This window comes from Halomonas sp. ND22Bw (assembly GCF_003011945.1).
GTDB lineage: Bacteria > Pseudomonadota > Gammaproteobacteria > Pseudomonadales > Halomonadaceae > Halomonas > Halomonas halophila.
This window is the reverse complement of record NZ_PXWD01000212.1, coordinates 1-425: the sequence shown is the minus strand read 5'-3', so window position 1 is coordinate 425 and position 425 is coordinate 1. Positions and strand designations below refer to the sequence as shown.

Genomic DNA, 425 nt, shown 5'->3' with positions numbered 1-425 from the left:
CGGCGCCGGCGGCGCGGTGCGCGGCGTGCTGGAGCCGCTGCTGGCGGAATACAAGGCCAGCGGCGAGGCGGACAGCTATCTGGTCTCCGCGCCCGGCTTCGGCGGCAGCGGGTTCAACTCGGGCAATGCGGTGCTGACCCTGGCCGACTGGTCCAAGCGCGACCGCACGGCCGCCCAGATCGCGCAGGAGCTGAACGGCAAGCTGCGCGGCCAGACGGACGCCCAGGTCAACACCTCCACGCCCGGCGCCTTCCAGCGCGGCGGCGGCAACTCCAACTCCATCGAACTGATCGCCACGGGCAGCGACTATCAGCAGATCTACAACTGGCTTCAGCCGATCCTGACCGCGGCCCAGGCCAACCCCGGCTTCTCGCGCCCGCGTCTGAACTACGAACCGAACTCGCCCCGCCTGCTGGTCGACGTCG

At 70.6% G+C, this 425-nt stretch carries 1 protein-coding gene; it reads left to right on the top strand.

Features of this window, described 5'->3' with window-relative positions; translation table 11 throughout:
• A partial coding sequence (locus CVH10_RS17730; protein ID WP_146143009.1) for an efflux RND transporter permease subunit occupies window positions 1-425 on the top strand: 425 nt, incomplete at both ends.